General features: G+C 71.1%; 19 protein-coding genes. 5 read left to right on the top strand and 14 right to left on the bottom strand.

Annotated features, from left to right (window positions below):
• Positions 1-66: 66 nt before the first annotated feature.
• Both V6R91_RS14685 and dapE read right to left on the bottom strand, forming a co-directional pair.
• Positions 67-1,305 (bottom strand): hypothetical protein, encoded by a 1,239-nt coding sequence (locus tag V6R91_RS14685; protein WP_336395870.1) that lies wholly within the window; start codon positions 1,303-1,305, stop codon positions 67-69.
• On the bottom strand, positions 1,302-2,381 hold the full coding sequence (gene dapE, locus V6R91_RS14680; RefSeq protein WP_271062382.1) for a succinyl-diaminopimelate desuccinylase: 1,080 nt from the start codon (positions 2,379-2,381) through the stop codon (positions 1,302-1,304). Before dapE ends, V6R91_RS14685 begins: the two co-directional genes overlap by 4 nt.
• Positions 2,382-2,449: 68 nt before the next feature.
• On the opposite strand from dapE, the gene dapD reads away from it, so the two are divergent.
• Both dapD and V6R91_RS14670 read left to right on the top strand, forming a co-directional pair.
• The gene (gene dapD, locus V6R91_RS14675; RefSeq protein ID WP_336395869.1) at positions 2,450-3,403 is read left to right on the top strand and encodes a 2,3,4,5-tetrahydropyridine-2,6-dicarboxylate N-succinyltransferase; all 954 of its coding nucleotides are present in this window, start codon (positions 2,450-2,452) and stop codon (positions 3,401-3,403) included.
• A 268-nt stretch (positions 3,404-3,671) separates the two neighbouring features.
• On the top strand, positions 3,672-5,030 hold the full coding sequence (locus tag V6R91_RS14670) for a DEAD/DEAH box helicase (protein ID WP_378821694.1): 1,359 nt from the start codon (positions 3,672-3,674) through the stop codon (positions 5,028-5,030).
• A 44-nt stretch (positions 5,031-5,074) separates the two neighbouring features.
• On the opposite strand, the gene V6R91_RS14665 is transcribed toward V6R91_RS14670, so the two are convergent.
• Positions 5,075-5,644 (bottom strand): TetR/AcrR family transcriptional regulator, encoded by a 570-nt coding sequence (locus V6R91_RS14665; protein ID WP_219085154.1) that lies wholly within the window; start codon positions 5,642-5,644, stop codon positions 5,075-5,077.
• Positions 5,645-5,821: 177 nt separating this feature from the next.
• Between V6R91_RS14665 and V6R91_RS14660 the strand changes: the two genes are divergently transcribed.
• Positions 5,822-7,267 carry an MFS transporter gene (locus V6R91_RS14660; RefSeq protein WP_336395868.1) on the top strand — a complete coding sequence of 482 codons (1,446 nt, stop codon included), beginning with the start codon at positions 5,822-5,824 and terminating at the stop codon, positions 7,265-7,267.
• Positions 7,268-7,327: 60 nt separating this feature from the next.
• Here V6R91_RS14660 and V6R91_RS14655 read toward each other — a convergent pair whose 3' ends face one another.
• The 6 genes from V6R91_RS14655 to V6R91_RS14630 all read right to left on the bottom strand — a co-directional run bounded on the left by V6R91_RS14655 (position 7,328) and on the right by V6R91_RS14630 (position 11,805).
• The gene (locus tag V6R91_RS14655) at positions 7,328-8,623 is read right to left on the bottom strand and encodes a citrate synthase (protein ID WP_336395867.1); all 1,296 of its coding nucleotides are present in this window, start codon (positions 8,621-8,623) and stop codon (positions 7,328-7,330) included.
• Between the two features lie 186 nt (positions 8,624-8,809).
• Positions 8,810-9,922 carry a succinyldiaminopimelate transaminase gene (gene dapC / locus V6R91_RS14650; protein ID WP_336395866.1) on the bottom strand — a complete coding sequence of 371 codons (1,113 nt, stop codon included), beginning with the start codon at positions 9,920-9,922 and terminating at the stop codon, positions 8,810-8,812.
• On the bottom strand, positions 9,922-10,251 hold the full coding sequence (fdxA, locus tag V6R91_RS14645) for a ferredoxin (protein ID WP_067247353.1): 330 nt from the start codon (positions 10,249-10,251) through the stop codon (positions 9,922-9,924). Before fdxA ends, dapC begins: the two co-directional genes overlap by 1 nt.
• A gap of 4 nt (positions 10,252-10,255) precedes the next feature.
• Positions 10,256-10,675, bottom strand: a complete 420-nt coding sequence (locus V6R91_RS14640; protein WP_336395865.1) for a histidinol dehydrogenase — start codon at positions 10,673-10,675, stop codon at positions 10,256-10,258.
• 57 nt (positions 10,676-10,732) lie between these two features.
• Positions 10,733-11,047, bottom strand: coding sequence for an AzlD domain-containing protein (locus tag V6R91_RS14635; protein WP_067247359.1), 315 nt, complete (start codon positions 11,045-11,047; stop codon positions 10,733-10,735).
• Complete coding sequence (locus V6R91_RS14630) at positions 11,044-11,805, bottom strand: AzlC family ABC transporter permease (RefSeq protein ID WP_336395864.1); 762 nt, start codon at positions 11,803-11,805, stop codon at positions 11,044-11,046. Before V6R91_RS14630 ends, V6R91_RS14635 begins: the two co-directional genes overlap by 4 nt.
• A gap of 65 nt (positions 11,806-11,870) precedes the next feature.
• Here V6R91_RS14630 and V6R91_RS14625 point away from each other — a divergent pair, with 65 nt between their 5' ends.
• The gene (locus tag V6R91_RS14625) at positions 11,871-12,425 is read left to right on the top strand and encodes a helix-turn-helix domain-containing protein (protein ID WP_067247361.1); all 555 of its coding nucleotides are present in this window, start codon (positions 11,871-11,873) and stop codon (positions 12,423-12,425) included.
• Between the two features lie 19 nt (positions 12,426-12,444).
• Here the strand turns inward: V6R91_RS14625 and typA are convergent, their stop codons facing one another.
• Complete coding sequence (gene typA, locus V6R91_RS14620; RefSeq protein ID WP_271060832.1) at positions 12,445-14,358, bottom strand: translational GTPase TypA; 1,914 nt, start codon at positions 14,356-14,358, stop codon at positions 12,445-12,447.
• 152 nt (positions 14,359-14,510) lie between these two features.
• Between typA and V6R91_RS14615 the strand changes: the two genes are divergently transcribed.
• Positions 14,511-15,296 carry a CPBP family intramembrane glutamic endopeptidase gene (locus V6R91_RS14615; protein ID WP_336395863.1) on the top strand — a complete coding sequence of 262 codons (786 nt, stop codon included), beginning with the start codon at positions 14,511-14,513 and terminating at the stop codon, positions 15,294-15,296.
• Positions 15,297-15,664: 368 nt separating this feature from the next.
• Here V6R91_RS14615 and V6R91_RS14610 read toward each other — a convergent pair whose 3' ends face one another.
• From V6R91_RS14610 to V6R91_RS14595, 4 genes are read right to left on the bottom strand one after another with little or no spacing between them, the layout of a single operon-like run.
• Positions 15,665-16,252: a PH domain-containing protein gene (locus V6R91_RS14610; RefSeq protein WP_336395862.1), complete on the bottom strand. Its 588-nt coding sequence runs from the start codon at positions 16,250-16,252 to the stop codon at positions 15,665-15,667.
• Complete coding sequence (locus tag V6R91_RS14605) at positions 16,249-17,934, bottom strand: dipeptide ABC transporter ATP-binding protein (RefSeq protein WP_067247374.1); 1,686 nt, start codon at positions 17,932-17,934, stop codon at positions 16,249-16,251. The genes V6R91_RS14610 and V6R91_RS14605 overlap by 4 nt, the downstream gene beginning before the upstream one ends.
• Positions 17,931-18,872, bottom strand: coding sequence for an ABC transporter permease (locus V6R91_RS14600; RefSeq protein WP_336395861.1), 942 nt, complete (start codon positions 18,870-18,872; stop codon positions 17,931-17,933). The genes V6R91_RS14605 and V6R91_RS14600 overlap by 4 nt, the downstream gene beginning before the upstream one ends.
• Positions 18,865-19,791 (bottom strand): ABC transporter permease, encoded by a 927-nt coding sequence (locus tag V6R91_RS14595; RefSeq protein ID WP_336395860.1) that lies wholly within the window; start codon positions 19,789-19,791, stop codon positions 18,865-18,867. The genes V6R91_RS14600 and V6R91_RS14595 overlap by 8 nt, the downstream gene beginning before the upstream one ends.
• Positions 19,792-19,836: the final 45 nt, after the last annotated feature.

The following is a 19,836-nucleotide window of genomic DNA, read 5'->3' as shown; positions in this document are numbered from 1 at the left end:
CTTTCCTCGGTGGTCTAGGAGGCAAGTCTATCGGGTCACCCGGAGCAGAGGAGGCTCGATGACCCCCTAGGGCACCCGCCAGAACGTGTCGCCGAGGGCGTAGACGTTGTAGATCCATGCCCACTGCAGCACGAGGCCCACCACGACGGCGCCGATCCGGAAGCCCCGGGAACGGCCCACGGCGAGAGCGCCCCACAGCGGTGTGAGGGGGAACAGGAGCCGGAGCGTGCTCGACTGGGGGAAGAACACCGCCAAGAGATACAGCAGGTAGCTCGCGCTCCACAGGCGGATCACCGGGCCGAGCCGGCGGACCCGCGGATCCCGGAGAAGGAGAAGCGCCGCACCGGCGACCAGCAGCACGAGCACGACGAGACCGAGCCAGCCGGGAAGGCCCCAGATCCCGAACCACAGGGGTGCGGCCGTGACCCAGCCCTCGAACGGGAAGAAGCCGGCGGCACCGCCCTCCACCCAGTTCCGTCGCCACGCCAGCTCCGTGGCGAGGTAGGCCCCCGGATCCCCGGTCACGATGCCGGCGATGAACTGCCAGGAGAAGCCCACCACGGTGGCGAGGGCCCCGAGCGCCAGGATGTGGACGAACTCCCGCGTGTAGAGCGGATCGTCCTTCCGGCGCACCCATCGCAGGACGAGCACGAGCCCCAGCAGCAGGGCGAAGGCGAGCACGCCGGGGCGCGTGAAGCCCATGAGCGGGATGAGCGCGTACAGGCGGACGTATCGTCGCCGGATGAGCCCATCGATCCCCAGGAGCAGGAAGAGGAGGAACAGCGCCTCCGCGTAGCCGACCTGGAAGAGCGCGCCGAGCGGCCCGGCCGCGCAGAGCGCGACGGACCACATCGCGGCACGCCGCCCGACCTTCCCGGCAAGTATCCGGTAGAGGACGAGACAGGCGAGGTATCCGGCGACGAGCGAGACGACGAGGGCGCCGGCGCCCCACGACCCCAGCGGGAACCCCACGAGCTTGGCAAGCATCGGGTACAGGGGCATGAACGCCCACGCGTTCTCCGCGACCTGGCCGCCCTCGGTGAGCGGGAGCTCGCTCGGGTACCCGTTCTCGGCGACCCACCAGTACCACTGCGCATCCCACGCCAGCACGAAGCTGCCGATCCCCGCGTCGGGGCCGAACCGCGACCCGGGACCGGAGAGCCCGGCGGCCACCGCCAGCATCCCGGTCGTCAGCACGCGGGCCGCCAGGTACACCAGCGCGACCATGAGGGCCGGGCTCAGCCGCAGCAGGGCGCGCGACCAGGTCCGTGCCGGAACACGCGCGGAGGGCGCGGCGGCGCTCACGCCCCGGATCCCCCGAGCCAGGCGCGCAGCCCCTCCTCCACGGCGACGATCTGCGCGAGCGGCACGCGCTCCTCGTCATGGTGCGCCAGATGCGGGTCCCCCGGGCCGTAGTTCACGGCCGGGATCCCCAGTGCGGAGAACCTCGCGACGTCGGTCCAGCCGTACTTCGGGCGGGGGACGGCGCCGACCGCGGCGACGAACCGCTGCGCGATCGGGGCGTCGAGGCCCGGGCGGGCGCCCTCGGAGGAGTCGGTGATCTCCACGGGGAACCCGGCGAACACCGCCCGCACGTGCGCTTCGGCCTCGGCGGCCGTCTTGCTGGGCGCGAACCGGTAGTTGACCTCCACCTCGCAGGCGTCGGGGATGACGTTGCCGGCCACGCCGCCCGTGATGCGCACGGCGTTGAGCCCTTCCCGGTACACGAGCCCCTCGACCCCGACCTCCCGCGGACGGTACTCGGCGAGTCGCGCGAGGATCGGCGCGGCCGCGTGGATCGCGTTCTCGCCGATCCACGCCCGCGCACTGTGGGCGCGCACGCCGCTCGTGCGGACGATCGCACGCAGCGTCCCGTTGCAGCCGCCCTCGACCTCGCCGTCACTGGGCTCGCCGAGGATGGCGAAGTCCGCGGCGAACAGGTCCGGCCGGCTCGCCGCCAGGAGGGCGAGCCCGTTGCGGGAGGCCTCGACCTCCTCGTTGTCGTACCACATCCAGGTCACGTCGACGGCGGGCGCGGACAGCTCCGCCGCGAGCTTGAGCTGCACGGCGACGCCGGCCTTCATGTCGACGGTCCCCCGCCCCCACAGGACAGGGACTCCGTCGACCTCGGCGTCGCGGGTCGGGACGTTGCCGTTGATGGGGACGGTGTCGATGTGGCCGGCGATGACCACCCGCTGCGCGCGACCGAGGTCGGTGCGTGCGACGACGGTGTTCCCGTGCCGGATCACCTCGAGATGCGGGAAGGCGCGGACCGAGGACTCGATGAGGTCCGCGAGCGGCTTCTCCGCCCCCGAGACGCTCGGCACGTCGCAGATCGCGCGGGTCAGATCGACGGAGGACGCGGTCAGATCGAGCACCATGCCCACCAGCCTAGGCCGTGCGTCCTGGCGCGCGTCACGGGCGTGCCCGTGTTCGGTAGCGTGGAGACATGACCCAAGCGCGCACCGTCTTCGGCTTCGGACTGTCCACAATCGCGTCGGACGGGACGGCCCTCGACGCCTGGTTCCCGGAGATCGGCACGGCGGAGTTCTCTCCCGAACACCTCGCCGCCGCGGCGGAGACCTGGGATCCGCACGCGGGTGCGGACGAGCGCCGTCGCGTGAGCGTCGAGGCCGTACACCTGCGGATCGACCTGGACGAGGCGCCGACGTCCACGGCGGATGCCTACCTCCGCCTCCACGCCCTCTCCACGCTCCTCGTGCGGCCGAACGAGCTCAACCTGGACGGCATCTTCGCCCACCTCCCCACCGTCGCATGGACGACGGCCGGGCCGATGCGCCCCGCGGACGCCGTGCGTCTGCGCCCGGCCCTGCAGCGGGCGGGGATCCAGGTGCAGGGCCTGGACAAGTTCCCCCGTCTCACGGACTACGTCCTGCCGGAGGGCGTGCGCATCGCCGACGCGTCGCGCGTGCGGCTCGGGGCGCACCTCGCGCCGGGCACGACGGTCATGCACGAGGGTTTCGTGAACTTCAACGCCGGCACGCTCGGCGCATCGATGGTGGAGGGACGCATCTCGCAGGGCGTCGTCGTCGGCGACGGCAGCGACATCGGCGGAGGCTCCTCGATCATGGGCACCCTCTCCGGCGGGGGGCAGCACCGTGTCTCGATCGGGGCGCGGACGCTCCTCGGGGCGAACGCCGGCATCGGCATCTCGCTGGGTGACGACTGCATCGTCGAGGCGGGACTGTACGTCACCGCCGGGTCCAAGATCGTGCTCGCGGACGAGGCGCCGACCGCCGACGGTGCGCATCCGGTCGTCAAGGGCGCCGAGCTCTCGGGGCGCGACGGGCTCCTGTTCCGCCGCAACTCCGTCTCCGGAGCGGTCGAGGCCGTCCGCCGCGCGGGGGTCGGCGTGACCCTCAACGAGGCCCTGCACGCCTGACACGCGGCGATTCGCGCCGTTCCGGGGGTCTCTGATCTCCGGCTGGTAGACTATGAAGGTTGCTCGCCTCGAGCGGGCAGCATCGTCGTCGTCACGGGGTCTCCGAGGACCGGGCGGGCATCCTGCTCCCCCACCGGCAGCCACCGGCCTTTCGCACGGCGAAGGTCGCGCACCGTCCGTGTGCCGCCGTCCCTCACCCACGATCCCGCCGCGCTTCACCGCGCGCGCAGACGGAGTTTCTCTTTTGCCTACTTTCCTCGAACTCGGCGTGCCCGCGCCCCTGGCCGACGTGCTCGCCGCCTCCGGCAAGACCGAGGCGTTCGCCATCCAGCGCGACACCCTTCCCGACTCGCTCGCCGGCCGCGACCTCCTCGGCCGCGGCCGCACCGGCAGCGGCAAGACCATCGCCTTCTCCCTGCCGCTCGTGGCCCGGCTGTCGGCGGCCGGCCGCAAGAGTCGTCCCGCCCACCCCCGTGGTCTCGTCCTCGCCCCGACGCGGGAGCTGGCCACCCAGATCGCCGCGACGGTCTCCCCGCTCGCTCAGGCGGTCGGGCTCCGCGTCACCACCGTCTTCGGCGGCGTCAGCCAGCGTCCGCAGGAGCAGGCGCTCCGCAGCGGCGTGGACATCGTCGTCGCGTGCCCCGGCCGCCTCGAAGACCTCATGAAGCAGGGGCTGGTCTCCCTGGACGCCGTCGAGATCGCCGTGCTCGACGAGGCCGACCACATGGCCGACCTCGGCTTCCTCCCCGGCGTCACGCGCATTCTCGCCGCCACCCCGGCGGGCGGCCAGCGCCTTCTCTTCAGCGCCACCCTCGATCGCGGCATCGACACCCTCGCGCGCCGCTTCCTCCGCGACGCCGTCAGCCACGAGGTGGACGAGGCGAGCGTGCCGGTAGGCGAGATGACCCACCGCGTGCTGCTCGCCGACGACGCGGAGCACAAGAAGGCCCTCGTGCAGGACCTCGCCGCCGGGACCGGGCGGCGCATCCTGTTCACGAGGACGAAGCACCAGGCGAAGAAGCTCGCCAAGCAGCTCACCGCGTCGGGCATCCCCGCGGTGGACCTGCACGGGAACCTCTCGCAGAACGCCCGCGAGCGCAACCTCAGCGCCTTCTCCTCGGATCCCGCGCAGGGCGGCGTGCGTGTGCTCGTCGCCACCGACGTCGCCGCGCGCGGCGTCCATGTGGACGACGTGGACCTGGTGGTGCACGTCGACCCGCCCGTCGAGCACAAGGCGTACCTGCACCGCTCCGGCCGAACCGCGCGCGCCGGCGCCGCCGGGACCGTCGTCACGGTGGTCCTGCCCGAGCAGCGCCGGGACGTGAAGGACCTCCTCCGCAAGGCGCAGATCACCGCGCCCCTGGAGTCGGCGACCGACGACGCGGTCTCGGCACTGGTCGGAGAGCGCGCCCCGCATGTGCGCCCGGCCCCGCCGCAGCAGCCGCAGCGCCCTCAGGCCGCCTCCCGGCCGGCCCGGTCCGGCGCCTCGCGCGGGAACGGCGGGGCGCCGCGTCCCGGAACGGGTGCCCGCGTCGCCGCGCCCGCCGAGGGCGGACGGGACAACGGCGCGCCCTCTCGACGCCGTCGGCGTCGGCCCCGCAGCGCGAACGGCACCGCCGGACGCTGATCCCGGACCGGTTTCGAGGCTGAGGCGGTCCGCTCCGGTCCGCCTCAGCTCCGGATCGCGCGGATCGCGAGAGCCAGCACCCGCTGTCTCTGCGCGTCGTCGTCGTAGGCGACGGCGGCGACGCCGGAGACCAGTTTGATGACGTCGAGGATCGTGACGTCCGCGGCGATCTCCCCGGCCGCCTGGGCCCGCGAGAGCAGCGGTTCCGCGGCGGACACCATGATCCCCCGGCACTCGACGAGGATCGGCGAGCCGCGGTTGAACCCCTCCAGGAGCACGCGCTTGGTCCCCACGTAACGGATGAAGCGGTCAAGCCACGCCTCCAGCGCCGGCCATGGATCCAGACCGGCCACGTCCTCCGCCGCGTCGGCGAGCGCGAGCACCTCCGTGACGTACAAAGCCTCGATGAGGTCGTCCCTCGTCGGGAAGTTGCGGTACAACGTCGCGATCCCGACGCCCGCGCGACGGGCGATGTCCTCCAGAGACGCCTCCGCGCCCCGCTCGGCGAACTCGGCCCTGCCGGCCTCGATGAGCGCGTCGAAGTTCCGTGCGGCGTCCGCACGCTTGGGTCGTCGCTCCTCCAGCGCGGTGACACGAGGCGTCGCGGTGCTCATGGGTCGCCAATCTCGGGGTTGCAAAACGGAGGACTCCTCCACTACCGTGAAAACGGAGGCAGCCTCCGTTCGGAGTCCTCCTTCCATTTTACCGCTCGACCGCGAACCGCTCGACCGTCCGCGCGTTCGCCCTTCGCGCCATCCGCGCTCCCCCTCGACCCCACCGGAGGACCCTCCATGTCGACCCCACGCCGCGCCTTCGCCGCGATCGCCCTGAGCATCGGCTCCATGGCCCTGCTCCAGAACCTCGTCATCCCCGTGCTGCCGCTCATCGAGGACGACCTCGACGTAGGCTCTGATGCCGTCGCCTGGACGATGACCGCATGGCTCATCGCGGCCGCGGTCGCCACCCCCCTGCTCGGCCGGGTGGGAGACCTGCGCGGGCGGCGGACGCTCACCCTCGTGGTCCTCGCCGTCATCTCCGTCGGCGATCTCGTCGCCGCCCTGGCGCCGAGCCTCGAGATCCTCCTCGCCGGGCGCGTGCTGCAGGGCGTGGGCGGCGCGCTCTTCCCCCTGGGGTTCGGCCTGCTCCGCGAGACCCAGCCGCCGGAGCGGCTCACCGGCGCGATCGGCGCGGTCGGCGCGCTGTTCGGGATCGCCGGAGCCGCAGGCACGGTGCTCGCCGGCCCCGTCGCCGCTGCGCTCGGCTGGCGGGCGCTGTTCGTCGTCGCTCTCGTCGTGGCGCTCGCGGCAGCGGTCGCGGTCCTGCGGGCCGTGCCGTCCGGCGGGGTGCGTGCCGCCGGACGCATCAACCTCGTCTCCGCCGCCCTCCTGTCCGGGTGGCTCGTCGCCCTCATGCTCCCGCTGTCGTCGGGCTCCCGATGGGGCTGGGCGAGCCCGCTCACCCTGGGCCTCTTCGCGCTCGCGCTCTGCCTGCTCGCGGCGTGGGTCCTCGCCGAGCTCCGATCCGCCGAGCCGCTCGTCGACATCCGCCTGCTCCTGCACCGCACGATCTGGCCGGTCAACGTCGGCGCCCTCCTGATCGGCATCGCGATGTTCGGGTTCTGGGGATACCTGCCGATGTTCCTGGAGGTCCCCGCCTCCACCGGCTGGGCGTTCGGCCTGGGTGCGGAGCAGGCAGGACTGGTCCTGCTTCCGCTGCTCGTCGGCATGTCGGCCGCCGGTTTCCTGACGGGGCCGCTGAGCCGGGTGCTTCCGCTCCGGCGCCAGCTGGTGCTCGGCACGGCCGTCATGGGGCTCGCGATCCTCGGCGCCGTCGCCCTGCACGGCGCGGTGTGGCAGCTGGCGGTCCTCGGTGCCGTCTTCGGCGCCGGAGGCGGCATGGCCTATGCCGCGATGGCCAGCATCATCGTCGAGAGCGTGCCGCTGGGCAGCGTCGGCGTCGCGACCGGGGTCAACGCGAACCTCCGCTCGATCGGTTCCGCGATCGGCTCCGCGCTGATGACCGCGATCGTGTTCGGCTCGGTCGACGCGGAGGGCCTCCCCTTCGAAGCCGGGTACGCCGCCGCGTGGATCACGATCGGCGTCGTGGCGCTGGCCGCCGCCGGTCTCGTCGCGCTGGTGCCGGTGCGACGTCGCGACGAGCGCAGAGCGGACGCGGACCCCGCCGCCCGCGCCTCCGAGCACGCCGTCGCCCAGCCGGCGGCTGCGGAGGCCGCCTGACGGCACGATGCGCGACGGCCCCGACAGGAGGGATCCTGCCGGGGCCGTCGCGCGTCGTCGTCAGCGGGTCGGGAAGGCCCGCTCCGCCGATCCGGTGTAGAGCTGCTGGGGGCGACCGATCTTGGTCTGCGGGTCGTTCTGGAGCTCGCGCCACTGCGCGAGCCAGCCCGGGAGGCGCCCGATCGCGAACAGCACCGTGAACATGCGGGTCGGGAAGCCCATCGCCTTGTAGATGACGCCGGTGTAGAAGTCCACGTTGGGGTAGAGGCGGCGCTCACGGAAGTAGTCGTCGGCGAGGGCGATCTCCTCGAGCTCCTTCGCCAGATCCAGGAGCGGATCGGTCACGCCCAGCTCGGCGAGGACCTCGTCGGCCGCCTCCTTCACGAGCTTGGCGCGCGGGTCGTAGTTCTTGTAGACCCGGTGGCCGAAGCCCATGAGCTTGACGCCCTCCTCCTTGTTCTTCACCCGCTCGACGAACCGCTGGACGCTCTCGCCGGACGCCCGGATCTGCCCGAGCATGGTGAGGACCGCCTCGTTGGCGCCGCCGTGCAGCGGGCCGGAGAGCGCCTGGATGCCCGCGGAGATCGAGGCGAACTGGTTCGCCCCGGTCGAGCCGACGAGCCGGACCGTGGACGTCGAGGCGTTCTGCTCGTGGTCCTCGTGCAGGATCAGCAGCAGCTCCAGCGCCTTCGACATCACCGGGTTGAGCTCGTACGGCTCGCTGTGGACGCCGAAGTTCAGCTTCAGGAAATTGTCGACGAAGCTCAGAGAGTTGTCCGGATACAGGAACGCCTGCCCCACGCTCTTCTTGTGCGCGTACGCGGCGATCACCGGCAGCTTCGCCAGCATGCGGACCGTGTTGAGCTCGACGTGCTCCGGGTTGTGCGGGTCCGTCTCGTTCTCGTAGTAGGTCGAGAGCGCTGCGACCGCCGAGGACAGCACCGACATCGGGTGGGCGGTGTGGGGCAGAGCCGAGAAGAAGTGCTTCAGGTCCTCGTGCAGCAGGGTGTGGCGGCGGATCTTCTCGTCGAACTCGGCCAGCTCCGAGGCCGACGGCAGTTCGCCGTAGATGAGCAGCCAGGCGACCTCGAGGTAGGTGCAGTTCTTGGCGATCTGCTCGATGGGATAGCCGCGATAGCGCAGGATCCCCTCGTCGCCGTCGATGAAGGTGATGGCCGACTTCGTGGACGCGGTGTTCACGTAGCCGTAGTCCAGGGCGGTGTGCCCGGTCTGGCGGGTCAGCGTCGAGAAGTCGATGCTGTCGTGCCCGGCCGTGGCCTGCAGGACCGGGAACTCGGCCGTCGTGCCGCCGATCGTCAGAGTCGCCTTCGTGGGCCGATCTGCCGCTGCACTCACGCGGACCTCCTTGCGGGTTGTTCGTCGAGGGCGATGCCGGAAACACGCGCGGGTGGCGCGCCGGGGCCGATGCACAGCCGAATCGCCCCTACAGCCTAGTGCGGGTGAGAGCCTACTGTGGCACCCGACAAGGGATGCACGGATCCGTCGTGGGTTGCCACAGAATCACTCCGGACGGCCCGCGGGTCACGGGGTCGACGCGCGTAAGCGCTCGGCGGCGCGGGCCACGCGCTCGGTCGGCGCGGTGAGCGACAGCCGCACGTGCTCTGCGGAGAAGTCGCCGTAGAATGCGCCGGGGCCGCCCAGGATGCCGAGTCCCGCCAGGCGCTCCATCGACTCCCAGGCGTCCCGGCCCTCCGTCGCCCAGAGGTAGAGCCCCGCCTCCGAGCCGTCGACGCGGAAGCCGGCCGCCTGGATCGCCGGCAGCAGCAGGGCGCGGCGCTCACGGTAGCGCTCCTTCTGGGCCGCGACGTGCTCGTCGTCGCGGAGAGCGACGGCCATCGCGTGCTGGACCGGTGCCGGCGGCATGAGACCCAGGTGCTTGCGCGCCGCCAGCAGATCGCCGACGACACGGGCGCAGCCCGCCACGAACGCGGCGCGGTAGCCGGCGAGGTTCGACTGCTTGCTCAGGGAGTACACGCTGAGCAGTCCCGACCGGGTGCCTCCGGTGACCCGAGGATCCAGCACGGACGGCACGGGCTCGCTCGCCCACGGGCCGTCCCATCCGAGCTCCGCATAGCACTCGTCGCTGGCGAGGACCGCACCCAGCTCCCGCGCCCGGCGCACGGCCGCGGCGAGCTCTTCGCGCGTCCAGGTGCGGCCGTCGGGGTTGCCTGGAGTGTTGATCCAGATCAGGCGGGTCCCCTCGGGCCACTCGGCCGGGTCGTCCGCCGGAACGGGCGTGGCCCCCGCGACGCGGGCCCCGACCTCGTACGTCGGGTAGGCGACGCGCGGGTGGACGACCCGGTCCCCCGGGCCGAGCCCGAGCAGGGTCGGCAGCAGCGCGACGAGCTCCTTGGAACCGATCGTGGGCAGGACGTTGTCCGGCCTCAGGTCCGGCACGCCCCGCCGCCGGGCGTACCAGTCGACGATCGCCTCGCGCAGCTCCGCGGTCCCCACGGTCTGGGGGTAGGCGTGCGCGTCGGTCGCCTCGGCGAGCGCCGCGCGGATGATCTCGGGTGTCGGGTCGATCGGCGATCCGATCGACAGATCCACGATCCCGTCGGGATGCGCTGCCGCCCGCTCGCGGAAGGGGGCGACCGCGTCCCAGGGGTAGTCGGCCAGATCGCGGACCGACATCAGTGGGCGGCGTCGCCCTGCGGCGGCAGAGCGGCGATGATCGGGTGGTCGTGGTGGATCACGCCGACCTTGGCGGCGCCGCCCGGAGACCCGACCTCTTCGAAGAACTCGACGTTCGCCTTGTAGTAGTCCTGCCATTCGTCGGGCAGGTCGTCCTCGTAGTAGATCGCCTCCACCGGGCAGACAGGCTCGCACGCACCGCAGTCCACGCACTCGTCCGGGTGGATATACAGCGAGCGCTCCCCTTCGTAGATGCAGTCAACGGGGCACTCGTCGATGCAGGCGCGATCCTTGACATCGACGCACGGAAGGGCGATCACATACGTCACGGTTTCAGTCTACGTCGCGCGCGCGATCGGCGGCCGCGTCGGGTCCGCCGGTTACGGCGGCCCGCGGAAGCCGGGACAGGTCGGGCCACGCCACGATGACGAGCACCAGCCCGGCGATCAGGTAGCCCCAGATGCGTCCGCGCAGGTCGTCCGGCACGAGCACCGATCCCCCGGGACCGCGACCCGAGATCAGGAGGACGGCCGCCAGCATCCCGATCCCGGCCGCGAGCGCGGCCCAGCGGTCGCGGGTGAGGGCGCGGACGGCCACGAGCAGGGCGGCGCACGCGATCGGGCCGATGATCATGCCGATCGGGATCGGGCCGAGCTCCGACCCGTGGGCGATCGTCGTCGCGAGCCCGAACACGGCTCCGACCACCAGCACTCCGACCCACGACAGCACGCGGGAGATCCAGTTCTCAGGCACGGGACGAGCCTAGTCCGCCCGGTTATGCGTGCCCTTGTCGCGGGCGCACGGGCTGCCCTAGGCGGCCAGGCCGGCGAGCCGCAGCAGAGCCGCCGTGGCCGCGGCGGCGAACACGACCACCAGGAACGACTGCCGCAGCCACAGGAGTCCGGCCGCGACCAGCACGGCGGGCACCCGCGCGTCGACGACGACGGCCTGCCCGACCGCCAGCGACTGCACGGCGACCAGCGCCGCCAGCAGCGCGACCGTCAGCAGGTCGCTGATGCGCGCCGGGCGGGGCGCCTCCAGCACCCGCGGGGGCACGAGGTACCCGATCGCCTTCAGGCCGTAGCAGACGACGGCGGCGAGCAGGATGGCGTTCCACAGGGTCATGCGCTCGCTCCCGCCGCGGGGCGGGCGGCGGCGTCGCCGGGCGGGGCGAGCCAGTTGAACCAGCCGACGATCAGGGCGACCGCGGCCGCGACGAGGACGGGGAGCCCGGGGATGAGGACCGGCGTGAGCGCCGTGGCGACCACCGCGGCCGCGACGCCGACCGCGATCGCCTGGCGCTGGCGCAGCCTCGGCCACAGGAGGGCCAGGAAGGCCGCAGCCGCGGCGGCGTCCAGCCCCCACGTCTTCGGGTCCCCGAGGACATCGCCGAGGAGCGCGCCGACGAGGGTCGTGAGGTTCCACCCGACGAACACGCCGATGCCGGTCAGCCAGAATCCCGCGCGTCGCGCGCGCTCGGACCTCTGCGCGAGGGAGACGGCGGTCGACTCGTCGATCGTGAAGTGGGCCGCCGCGGCCCGCCGCGCGAAGCCCCGGCCGATCACCGGGGACATCCGGATGCCGTAGGCGACGTTGCGCACGCCGAGGAGCACCGCGGATGCGATCGCGGCGGGCAGCGCCGCCAGGCCACCGGCGCCCACCACACTGACGAAGGCGAACTGGGAGCCCCCGGTGAACATCACCAGGCTCAGCACGCAGGTCTGCCAGATGTCCAGGCCCGAGGCGACCGACAGTGCCCCGAACGAGACGCCGTACGCGCTCGTGGCGATCACGACGCCGAGGCCCTCCCGGCGCGCGAGGCGTACCTCGTCGCGTTCCTCCGCGGAGGCCGGGTCTCCCGATGTTCGCCCTGCTGAACGCATGTCCACCATTCTGAACACTCGCCGGCTGATCGTCAAGATGAACGATCGTTTGCGATACTGACCACATGGAGCTTCGTCAGCGTATCGCCACGGCCCTGCGGCAGGAACGCCAGGCGGCGGGCCTCTCGGTGTCCGAGCTCGCCCGGCGCGCGGGGGTCTCGAAGGCCACCGTGTCCCAGCTCGAAGGCGGTGCGGGCAACCCCAGCGTCGAGACGCTGTGGGCCCTCGGGGACGCGCTCGGCATCCCGTTCGCCGACCTCGTAGACCGGCCTGCGGAGCAGCCGACGCTGGTGCGCCTGGCCGACCTCGGCGGCGCCGCACGGGTGCCGTCCTCGGACGCCCCCTACTCCGCGACGATCCTGTCCGTGTGCCCGCCCTCCGCCCGACGCGACCTCTATCTCATCCAGGCCGAGCCGGGAGAGCCGCGGCGCTCGCTCCCCCACCGCACCGGCACCACCGAGCACGTCGTGCTCGTCGCCGGGTCGGCGCTGCTCGGCCCCGCCGAGGCGCCGGAGACCCTCGCGCCGGGCGACTACCTCCGCTACCGCGGCGACGCGCCGCACGTCTTCGAAGCGCTGGCGCCGGGCACGATCGCCGTGCTGATCTCCGAACAGCGCTGACGAGCGCGCCCGGCCGGGATCAGGCGTTCGCGTCCTGGCGCTTCTGGCGGGCGGTCTCCCGCGCACGGATCGTCTGGTCCAGGATCACCTTGCGGATGCGCACCTTCTCCGGAGTCACCTCGACGCACTCGTCGTCGCGGGCCCACTCCAGGCTCTCCTCCAGCGACAGCTGGCGCGGCGGCGTGAGCTTCTCCAGCTCGTCCGCCGTCGAGGAGCGCATGTTGGTGAGCTTCTTCTCCTTGGTGATGTTGACGTCCATGTCGTCGGCGCGGGTGTTCTCGCCGACGACCATCCCCTCGTAGACCTCTTCGGTCGGGTTGACGAAGAAGCTCATCCGCTCCTGCAGCGCCATCATCGCGAACGGCGTGACGACGCCCGCGCGGTCGGCGACGATGGAGCCGGACGCGCGCGCGACGATCTGTCCCGCCCAGTCGTCGTAACCGTGCGAGATCGCGTTCGCGATGCCGGTGCCGCGGGTCACGGACATGAACTCGGTGCGGAAGCCGATCAGCCCCCGCGACGGCACGATGAACTCCATGCGGACCCATCCGGTGCCGTGGTTCGTCATGCCCTCCATGCGCCCCTTGCGGGCGGCGAGCAGCTGGGTGATCGCGCCGAGGTACTCCTCCGGGGCGTCGATCGTGAGGTGCTCGTAGGGCTCCTGGACCTTGCCGTCCGCGCTCTTGCGGGTGACGACCTGGGGCTTGCCGACCGTGAGCTCGAAGCCCTCGCGACGCATGTTCTCCACGAGGATCGCCAGCGCGAGCTCACCGCGGCCCTGCACCTCCCAGGCGTCCGGGCGGCCGATGTCGACGACCTTCAGCGAGACGTTGCCGATGAGCTCGCGGTCCAGACGGTCCTTGACCATCCGCGCCGTGAGCTTGTGGCCCTTCACCTTGCCGACCAACGGCGAGGTGTTCGTGCCGATCGTCATCGAGATCGCCGGGTCGTCGACCGTGATGGCCGGAAGCGGTCGCACGTCCTCCGGATCCGCGATCGTCTCGCCGATCGTGATCTGGTCGAAGCCCGCGATCGCGACGATGTCACCGGGACCGGCCGACTCGGCCGGATACCGCTCCAGCGCCTTGGTCATCAGCAGCTCGGTGATCCGGGCGTTCGAGTGGGAGCCGTCGTGGCGCACCCAGGCGACGGTCTGCCCCTTCTTCAGGGTGCCGTTGAAGATACGCAGCAGCGCGAGCCGGCCCAGGAACGGGCTCGAGTCGAGGTTCGTGACCCAGGCCTGCAGCGGCGCCTCGTCGTCGTACGACGGGGCCGGGACGTGCTCCAGGATCGCGGCGAACAGCGGCTCCAGGTCGTCGTTGTCCGGCAGCGTGCCGTTCTCCGGGCGGTTCGCGGAGGCGGCGCCGGCACGGCCGGACGCGTACACCACGGGGACGTCGAGGAGCGCGTCGACGTCGAGGTCGGGAACGTCGTCCACGAGGTCGGAGGCGAGTCCGAGGAGCAGATCGTGCGCCTCCTCCTCGACCTCGGCGATCCGCGCGTCGGGGCGGTCCGTCTTGTTCACGAGGAGGATGACGGGGAGCTTGCCCTCCAGCGCCTTGCGCAGGACGAAGCGGGTCTGCGGGAGCGGGCCCTCGCTCGCGTCCACCAGCAGCACGACGCCGTCCACCATCGACAGCGCGCGCTCCACCTCGCCGCCGAAGTCGGCGTGTCCCGGGGTGTCGACGACGTTGATCGTCACCGGGACGTCCGTGTGGGCGCCGTTGTAGGTGATCGCCGTGTTCTTGGCGAGGATCGTGATGCCCTTCTCCCGCTCCAGGTCGTTCGAGTCCATGGCGCGCTCCTCGACGTGAGCGTGCTCGCCGAACGAACCGGTCTGGCGGAGCATCGCGTCCACGAGGGTGGTCTTGCCGTGGTCGACGTGGGCGACGATCGCGACGTTTCGGAGATCGGGGCGGAGGGCGTGCGCCATGCAGAAAGTCCTAAGAAGAGGAAGGTGGGAGGTGGCAGCGCCGTCCCTGATCCGTTCGAAGGGGCGACGTTCCAGGATAGCGCACACGCCGACGCCGGCTCTGAACCGCGCCTGAACGCGAGGGCGGGGCGATCCGCGTACGATCGGTCGTCATGAGCCTGAGCGCCGCCCCCGTGCCCGAAACCCGCGGACGGCTGTGGGCGGAGATCGGGATCGTGCTCGCCCTCGGACTCGGCCAGTCCGCGGTGTATGCGATCGTGCAGCTGCTCTACCGGCTGACCGCCGAGACGCCCCTCGGGGACCAGACGGCGACGCTCAACCCCGCGCGCAGCGACCGCGAGGTGTTCGATCTCGTCTATCAGCTCCTCGGCATCGCGTTCTCGGTCGTCCCCGTGCTCCTGGTCTGCTTCCTCCTGTGGCGCACGAGCCGTCCGCATCTGGGCGCGCTGGGGCTGGACGGCACGCGGATCGGCCGTGACGCAGGCCTGGGCGCGGGTCTCGTGCTCGCGATCGGCATCCCGGGGCTCGGACTGTACCTCGTGGGTCGGATGATGGGACTGTTCGTCGCCGTGGACCCGGGCGCGCAGTCCGCGTACTGGTGGACCGTGCCGGTCCTGCTCCTCGCGGCGGCGCGCGCCTCGATCGAGGAGGAGTTCGTCGTGCTGGGCTACCTCTTCGCCCGGCTGCGGCAGCTCGGCTGGTCCCCCTGGGCGATCGTTGCCGCGACGTCCCTGCTGCGCGCGACCTACCACCTGTACCAGGGACCCGGCGCGTTCATCGGGAACCTCGCCATGGGCCTGCTGTTCGGGCTGCTCTTCCTGCGGACCGGGAGGCTCCTGCCCTTCCTCGTCGCGCACTTCCTCATCGACGCGGCCGTCTTCGTGGGGTACCCGTGGGCCGCCGCGACCTGGCCGGCCCTGTTCGGGCTGCCCGGTTGACCGCTCCCCCGCGCGATGCGCGTCCTGGCCGATGCGGGGTGCCTCCCGGCTGATTCTGGGGCGCTGCCTGGGTGCTTCTTGGGTGCCGCGGCGCACGACGCGAGTTCAGGCGAACACGCCAGATCAGGCACTTAGGTGCGATGAACGCCTGATCCCACGCGTTTGCCTGAACCCGCGCGGAACGCACACGCAGAGGGTAGGCAATCAGCAGGCGAGGACCGCGAGATCCGGCGAACACGCGAGATCAGACGAACACGCCAGATCAGGCGAACACGCGAGCTCAGGCACGTACGTGCGATGAACGCCTGAACCCACGCGTGTGCCTGAACCCACGCGGTTTGCATGCAGGGTGCGCGAGGCGCGCGGGATCAGGCGTAGGCGATGAGGATCGCGGCACTGGCCCAGATCGCGATGATCGCCAGCGCCGCGACGGCGGGGAGGTCCCAGCCGCGGCGGATCGGCGCGTCGGCGCCCTCACGGGCGGGCCCGGGCGCGGCGTCGACCGCCGCCTCCCACCGGTCGCGGATCTCGGTCAGCGCCTGCAAGCTCGCGGGAACCCTGACCTCCCCCTCGCCCCGGCCGCTCTGCCGCGGCGGGCGGGAGCGCCCGGGCCCGCCGAAGCAGGACACCCTGGTCCCGTCGTCGAGCGCGAACTCGAGCTGCCAGCGCAGGTCCACGTCGCGGACCCGACGCCAGCCGAACCGGGTCGTCCGCAGCATGTTCCGCACCGTCGCGCCCTCGCCGTCCACGCGGACGGCGGAGACGAAGCTGATCTCGTAGACGATCCACACCGCCAGCAGCACCCACGGCGCGTACAGCAGCATGAGCCCCCAGCTGCCCCGCGCCACGGCGTCGCCGAGGAGGAACAGCGCCAGCGCAGAAACGAGGGTGAGCACGATCGGCCCCAGGGGCGAACGGTAGGTCCGTCCGCCCCCGGGCTGGGAGGCGCCGCTCACGACGCGCCGCCTCCCAGGGAGATCGATGCGCCAGGGATCGCCTGCAGGAGCCGCTCGGTGTACTCCTCCTGCGGGTTGGAGAAAATCTCGTCGACCGTCCCCTTCTCGACCAGTCGTCCCTTCTCCATGACGCACACGAGGTCGCTGGAGACGCGGACCACCGCGAGGTCGTGCGTGATGAACAGATACGTCAGGTCCAGCTCCGACTGCAGGTCGGCGAGGAGCTTGAGGATCTGGTCCTGCACGAGGACGTCGAGGGCGGAGACCGCCTCGTCGAGCACCACGATGTCGGGCTTGAGCGCCAGCGCGCGGGCGATCGCCACGCGCTGACGCTGACCGCCGGACAGCTCGTTCGGGTACCGCGTCGCCAGCACCCGCGGCAGGGAGACCTGGTCCAGCAGCTCCAGCACCCGCTCGCGCCGCGACGCCGTGTCTCCGATGTCGTGGATGTTCAGCGGCTCCGCGATCGTGTTTCCGATGTTGCGGAGCGGATCCATGGACCCGTACGGGTCCTGGAACACCGGCTGCATGCGGCGGCGCAGACCGAACGCCTGGGCGTTCGACAGCTTCGAGACGTCCTTGCCGTCGATCTCGATCGTGCCGGAGGTGGGCTCCTCGAGCTTCAGCACCATCTTCGCCACCGTGGACTTGCCGGAGCCCGACTCCCCCACCAGGGCGAGGGTCTTGCCGCGCGGGATCTCGAAGGACACGTCGTCGACCGCACGGAACGGGATGCTCCGGAACGACCCCTGACGGATCTTGTAGTCCTTCGTGAGCCCCGCCACCCGCACCGTCGGCGGGATGTCGGCGAGGTCCTGCATCGTCTCCACGCCGCGGTCCTCGACCACGGCCTGGATGCGCTGCGAGGCGATGCTGGGCGCGGCCGCGACGAGGCGCTTCGTGTACGGGTGCTGCGGATCCTCCAGGATCTGCCGGCTGGGTCCCGCCTCCACGATGTTGCCGTTGTTCATCACGATGATCTTCTCGGCACGCTCGGCGGCGAGCCCGAGGTCGTGCGTGATGAGCAGCACGGCCGTGCCCCGCTCCTTCGTGAGCCGGGCCATGTGATCCAGGATCACGCGCTGCACGGTGACGTCCAGCGCCGAGGTGGGCTCGTCCGCGATCAGCAGCTTCGGGTCGGCCGCGAGGCCGATGCCGATGAGCGCGCGCTGACGCATGCCGCCGGAGAACTGGTGCGGATACTGGTGCAGACGCGCGGCCGCATCGGCAAGCCCCGCCTGCTGCAGCACCTCGACAGCCCGGTCCTTGACGGCCTCGCGTCCGTGCGCGACACCGTTCGCCCGGATCGCCTCCTTCACCTGGAAGCCGATCGACCACACCGGGTTGAGGCTCGCCATCGGATCCTGGGGGACGAAGCCGATGTCCCGGCCGCGCACCCCCTCGATCTCCCGGCGGCTGAGCGTCGTGAGCTCCCGCCCCTCCAGCGTGACGCTGCCGGCGGTCACGTGACCCGTGCCCGGCAACAAGTTGATGATCGCGGTGGCCGTGGTGGACTTGCCCGAGCCGGACTCCCCCACGATCGCGACGGTCTCGCCCGCGAACATGTCGAAGCTGACGCCGTGCAGGACCTCGCGGACGCCGTCCTGCCCCTTGAACGCGACCTTGAGGTCGCGCACGGACAGCACGGGGCCGCCGCCCGGATTCAGTACGGACGCGCTCATCGGCGGGCCCTCGCCTTCGGGTCGAGGGCGTCTCGGATGAGCTCGCCCAGGGTCACGAACGCGAGCACCGCGAGAGTGAGCGCGATCGACGGATAGATGAGCGCCATCGGAGCGACGCGCAGCGAGGCCTGAGCCTGGCTGATGTCATTGCCCCACGACATGACCGTGCTGCCGAGACCGACGCCGAGGAACGACAGCGTCGCCTCGGCCACGATCGACGCCGCCAGCGACAGCGTCGACACCACGAGCAGCGGAGCGATGGCGTTCGGGATCACGTGGCTCACCAGGATCCGGAACTTGGACTGCCCCAGCGCCTGCGACGCCATGACGAAGTCCGCCTGCCGGACGCGGAGGATCTCGGCACGGAACACCCGCGCCGTCGAGGCCCACGCGAACCCGCCGATCGCGAGCGCGAGCGTCCAGACCGAGCGGTACTCGTGGAACACCGTCATCACGACCACCGCCGCGAGGATGTACGGGATCGCGAAGAAGATGTCGCCGACGCGCGAGAGCAGGCTGTCGAGCCAGCCCCCGTAGAACCCCGCGAGCGAGCCCATGATGAGACCGATGACGGCCGAGAGCAGCGTCGCGATGATGCCGACCGACAGGGACGTCTGTGCGCCCCAGATCACCCGAGCATAGATATCGCACCCCAGGAACGTATATCCAAAGGGATGTCCCGCGGAGGGCCCTTGGTTGCTGAACACAAGATCGCAGTCCCGAGGGTTCACCTGCGTGAACGCACCCGGGAACAGGGCCACGAGGAAGAACAGCACCGCGAGCACCGCCGAGAACCAGAAGAGCGGCCTTCGACGGAGGTCCCGCCAAGCATCGTTCCACAGGTTGCTCGGCTTCTCGGACACGCGCACAGCGTCGACCGAGATCGTTTCGGTCTCGACCGGGGCGACATAGTGCGTTGGCGTTGTGGGCTCAGGCATAGCGAATCCTCGGGTCGAGCAGGCCGTAGAGCAGGTCGATGACCAGGTTCACCAGCACGTACAGGATGACGAACACGGTCACGAAGGACACGACCGTGGGTCCCTCGCCGCGGGTGATCGCCTGGAAGAGGGTGTTCCCGACCCCCGGCACGTTGAAGATGCCCTCCGTGACGGTGGCACCGACCAGCAGCACGCCGAAGTTCGTCGCGGAGTTCGTGATCACGGGAATGAGGGAGTTGCGCATCACGTGCACAGGGATCACGCGACGCCGCGGCAGACCCTTGCCGTAGGCGGTGCGCACCCACTCCTGGTTCAGGGTGTCGATCATCGAGCTGCGCATGAGGCGCATGCTCACCGCGAACAGGCTGAACCCCAGCACGATGGCCGGCAGCCACAGTCCGCCCCAGTCATTGTCCGCGCCCACCGTCGGCTTGAACCAGCCCCACTGGATCGCGAGGAAGTACTGGGCGAGGAAGCAGACGACGAAGATCGGCACCGCGAGGGCTACCAGAGCCACCAGCAGTGATACGTTGTCGAAGATCTTCCCCTTGCGCAGCGCGGCGATCGAGCCGATCACGATCGCCAGCACGAACTCGATGCCGATCGCCATGACGGCAAGACGTCCGGTGACCGGGAGAGTTTGGGCGAGCACATCAGCAACCGGGCGCCCAGAGAAGCTCGTTCCGAGATCTCCCCGGAAGACGCCCGAGATGTAGTACCAGTACTGGACGAGGAAGGGCTCGTTCAGGTGGTACTGCTCCCGGAGGCGCTCGATGAGCGCCTCGTCCGGGGTGCGGTCGCCGAAGAGCGCGAGAATCGGGTCGCCGGGCATGGCGAACACGAGGAAGTAGATGAGCAGGGTGGCCCCGAAGAAGACCGGGATCACCTGCAGTAGACGTCTGAGGATGTATCCGAGCATCCGCTGTCCCTTCTCGAGGACCGCGAGCAGTGCACGCAGACGGCC

This window comes from Microbacterium sp. CCNWLW41, assembly GCF_037083505.1.
Note: the sequence above shows the minus strand (reverse complement) of the source record. Positions and strands in the feature narration are given on the sequence as shown.